The following is a 3,891-nucleotide window of genomic DNA, read 5'->3' as shown; positions in this document are numbered from 1 at the left end:
CTCGCCGCCGTGCGCGAGGACCGCTCGCTCATCGACCGGGCGTTCGCCGAGACCCTGCGCTACACCCCGCCCGTGCACATGATCATGCGGCAGACGGCCGCCGAGGTCACCGTCAGCGGCGGCACGATCCCCGCCGGCGCCACGGTCACCTGCCTCATCGGCGCGGCCAACCGTGACGCGGACCGCTACCGCGACCCGGACCGCTTCGACATCTTCCGCGACGACCTGACCGCCACCACGGCCTTCTCGGCCGCGGCGGACCACCTCGCCTTCGCGCTCGGCCGCCACTTCTGCGTCGGCGCGCTGCTGGCGCGGGCCGAGGTGGTCACCGGGGTTGGCCAACTGCTGGACGCCATGCCCGACATGCGGCTCGCGGACGGCTTCGTACCGGCCGAGGAAGGAGTCTTCACCCGCGGCCCGAAGTCCCTGCCCGTACGGTTCACGCCGGTCGCCGCCTGACGGCCCGCCGGCGCGCCTACTGCACGACGGGGGTGAACCGCACCGGCAGCGCGGTCAGCCCCCGCATCCACACCGACGGCCGCCAGGCCAGCTCCTCCGGCTCCACGGCGAGCACCACGTCCGGCAACCGTTCCAGCAGCGTCTCGACCGCCGTCCGCGCGATCACGTCGGCGAGCAGCGGTGCCGGATAGGGACAGCGGTGCTCGCCGTTGCCGAACGACAGGTGCGCGGAGTTCTCCTCTCCGGCGTGGCCCTCCGGCCAGATCTGCGGATCGGTGTTGGCGGCGGCGAGGCCGAGCACCACCAGGTCGCCCGCCCGGATCCGCCGGCCGCCCAGCGTGGTGTCCCGCACCGCCCAGCGCCCGATGAAGTTCTGCGTCGGGGTGTCGAGCCACAGCACCTCGCCCAGCGCCTGCCCGACGCTGAGCCGCCCGCCCGAGACGTTCAGCGCGAACCGGTCGTCGGTCAGCAGCAGCCGCAGGGTGTTGCCGATCCAGTTCGCCGTCGGCTGCTGCGCCGCGGCGATCACCGAGACCAGGTCCTGGACGATCTCCTCGTCCGTCAGCCCGGCCGGGTGCGTCAGCATCCGCGAGGTGACGTCCGGCCCGGGCGCCGCCCGCTTCTCCTCCACCAGCCGCCGGATCCGCTCCTGCACCCTCCCGTAGGCGGCGACCGGGTCGTCACCCGGCCCGGCGTCCAGCGAGATCCGCAGGTCCCGCACGAGGGCCTCGGTGTCCGCGCCTCCCGCGGGCATCCCGCACATCCGGACCGCCGCCCGCATCGGCAGCGCGTGGACGTACGCCGACATCAGCTCCGCGTGCCCGCTGCCCGCGAACGCGTCGATCAGCGGGCCGGCGATCCCGCGGCACCGGTGGGCGAGCTCGAACTGGTCGACGACCTCCAGCGCCTCGGTGATGACGCCCGCCCGCAGCTGGTGGGCGGCCCCCTCGGTGAACAGCACCGACTGCTGGTACCCGACGAACGGCAGCAGTGGCCAGTCCGCCGGGACCGCGTCCCACTGGTTCCACCGCCGGGAATCGCGGGCGAAGAGGTCGTCGTGCGCCGTGACGTAGGTGACCTCCGCGTAGCCGAGCACCAGCCAGGCCGGCACGTCGGCGTCCAGCAGCACCGGGGCCACCGCCCCGTGGCGCCGGCGCAGCGCGCGGTAGAGCTCGGCGGGCGACTGCTGGAACTCCTGTCCGCGCAGCCGGACCGCGCCGTCGTGCGCGGGGCAGGCGGCGGGCGGCATCGTCGGCGACGCCGGTCCCGTGGTGTCGTTCATGGGGTTCTCTCCCGGGCCGTGGCCAGTGCGTGCAGGTGGTCGACGAGGGTGATCAGGACGTGCTTGCCGGAGTGGCGCAGCCGGGCGTCGCACTCCACCAGGGGGACGTCGGCGGCGAGCGACAGCGCCTGGCGGATCTCGTCGAGGGAGAACGACGCGAGGTCGTCGTCGAAGCGGTTGACGGCCACCACGAACGGCGTCCGGTGGTGCTCCAGACGGTCGATGGCGTACCAGGAGTCGCTCATGCGCCGGGTGTCGACGAGCACCACGGCGCCGAGGGTCCCGGTGAACAGCCGGTCCCACAGGAACCAGAACCGCTCCTGCCCGGGTGCTCCGAACAGGTACAGGACCATGCGGTCGTTGAGGCTGATGCGGCCGAAGTCGAACGCGACGGTCGTGCTGGTCTTCCTCGTCGCCACCGGACCGGTCTCGTCGACGCCCACCCCCGCCTGGGTCATCACCTCCTCCGTGTTCAGCGGGCGGATCTCGCTCACGGAGCGGACCAGGGTGGTCTTGCCGACGCCGAAGCCGCCCACCACGACGATCTTCAGGCCGGTCTCGGCCGCCCGGCCGAGCGGTTTGCGCGCGGGCAGCTCAGAGGTTGCGGAGTCCAACGAGCACCTCCTTCAAGAGGGCGGAGTCGGGCAGCGGGAAGGAGCCGCCGGCCGGTGGAGGCGGATGCCGCGCCGTGACGCGTCCGGTGGCGAGCAGGTCGCCGAGCAGGATCCGGACGACGGTCACCGGCATGCCCAGGTCGGCCGAGAGCTCGACGACCGCCGTGGGCGTGCGGCACAGCCGCAGGATCCGGACGTGCTCCGACTGCATGCCGGCCGACGGTGCGCACTCGGCGACGATCAGGGTGACCAGGTCGAACGAGTCGTCCACGGCCCGGCTGCGGCCACCGGTGACGGTGTAGAGCCGCTCCGGGACGCCGACGTCGACGGGGCGACGCGTCATGAGAGGGCGGTCTCCTGGGCGGGCAGCCGCGGTTCGGCCCGCAGATGGTCCCCGATCTGCTCGACGAGCTCGGTCATCCGGTGGCCGATCATGCCGGGGTCGGCGTCGTCCTCCGCGACCACGGCGAGATGGGCGCCGGCGCCGGCCTCCACGATGAACAGCAGTCCGCCGTGGAACTCGGTCATCGAGTGCCGGACGCCGCCGGTGCCGTCGCCGAACTCCACGGACGCGCCCTGTGCCAGTGCCTGGATCCCGGAGCAGATCGCGGCCAGCTGGTCGGCCTGGTCCAGCGTCAGATGGCGGCTCCAGCACAGCTTCAGGCCGTCCCGTGACAGCACGAGCGCGTGCCGGGTGCCGGGGGTCCCGTCGAGCAGGCTTTCCAGAAGCCAGGTGAGGCTGTTGTCGGTGGTCTGCATGGTGTACGCCGGGCGGGGCACCGCCCGCTCCGCGGGCCGCCGCCGCCCGTGCCTCCTGTCTCACGGTGTCGTCGTACGGGAGAGGTGCGGGGGTGCCGGGCGGGGCCGGCACGGGGATCCGTCAGGGGTCGCCCGGCGGGTCCTGAGGGGTCCGCGGCTCGGGCAGCGGGTGCGCGTCCGGGGCGGGCCGGGGCTCCGCGCCGGCGGGCCCGTCGGGGAGGTACGTCCCCCCGGCGGGCGTCGCGTCGTACGCCTCCGGGGAGCCGCCCGCCCCGAGGGCGCGGCGGCGGGCACCGACCGTGCGCGCGAACGCCTCGAACCCGGCGCCCGCGTCCCTGGCGGGGGCGGGCGGCGCCGCGCCCGGCAGCGGATCCGGGCGGCCCCGGTCCGCGGCGGCCATGGTGCGGCCCGGGGGCCGCACCGGCAGGCCGCCCGCCGTGGCGACCCCGCGCACGGAGGGCTGCGCCGGGAGCGGCGCCGAGGCGAGGGGCACCGGCGCTGCCGCCGGTGCGGCGGCCCCGGCGGCCGCACCGGACGCCGCCGGACCCGCCGCGGTCACGGTGAAGCCGGACCCGGCTTCGGGGTGGGGTGCGTCCGTGGGGGTCACGGAGCCGTCCTCGCCGGGGTGCGTCCCGCCCGCCGGGGTCGTGGTCCAGCCGCTCCGCCCGGGGCGGGTCTCGTCGGCGGGGCCACCGTGGCGGGCGGCCCGTCCGGTGTGGGCCTCGCCCGTGGCGGTGACGGTGAAGGGGCTCCGGCTGGGGTGGGGCCCGTCGGCGG

General features: G+C 75.2%; 5 protein-coding genes and 1 pseudogene. 1 reads left to right on the top strand and 5 read right to left on the bottom strand.

The annotated features are described in order from the left end of the window. Nucleotides 1-459 (top strand): cytochrome P450 (locus EAO77_RS00190; protein ID WP_147986110.1); only part of this gene is annotated, 459 nt, incomplete at its 5' end. Nucleotides 460-475: 16 nt separating this feature from the next. Here EAO77_RS00190 and EAO77_RS00185 read toward each other — a convergent pair. The 5 genes and pseudogenes from EAO77_RS00185 to EAO77_RS00165 form a co-directional block, all read right to left on the bottom strand. Beyond that, complete coding sequence (locus EAO77_RS00185) at nt 476-1,741, bottom strand: cytochrome P450 (protein ID WP_147986109.1); 1,266 nt, start codon at nt 1,739-1,741, stop codon at nt 476-478. Then, the gene (locus EAO77_RS00180) at nt 1,738-2,355 is read right to left on the bottom strand and encodes a GTP-binding protein (protein WP_147986108.1); all 618 of its coding nucleotides are present in this window, start codon (nt 2,353-2,355) and stop codon (nt 1,738-1,740) included. The genes EAO77_RS00185 and EAO77_RS00180 overlap by 4 nt, the downstream gene beginning before the upstream one ends. Next, on the bottom strand, nt 2,336-2,698 hold the full coding sequence (locus EAO77_RS00175) for a DUF742 domain-containing protein (protein ID WP_147986107.1): 363 nt from the start codon (nt 2,696-2,698) through the stop codon (nt 2,336-2,338). The genes EAO77_RS00180 and EAO77_RS00175 overlap by 20 nt, the downstream gene beginning before the upstream one ends. Then, nucleotides 2,695-3,114 carry a roadblock/LC7 domain-containing protein gene (locus EAO77_RS00170; RefSeq protein ID WP_147986111.1) on the bottom strand — a complete coding sequence of 140 codons (420 nt, stop codon included), beginning with the start codon at nt 3,112-3,114 and terminating at the stop codon, nt 2,695-2,697. The genes EAO77_RS00175 and EAO77_RS00170 overlap by 4 nt, the downstream gene beginning before the upstream one ends. A 121-nt stretch (nt 3,115-3,235) precedes the next feature. Continuing rightward, nucleotides 3,236-3,891 (bottom strand): annotated as a pseudogene (locus tag EAO77_RS00165) (hypothetical protein); the annotation flags it as partial.

It is taken from the genome of Streptomyces sp. T39, assembly GCF_008042045.1.
Lineage (GTDB): Bacteria > Actinomycetota > Actinomycetes > Streptomycetales > Streptomycetaceae > Streptomyces.
Note: the sequence above shows the minus strand (reverse complement) of the source record. Positions and strands in the feature narration are given on the sequence as shown.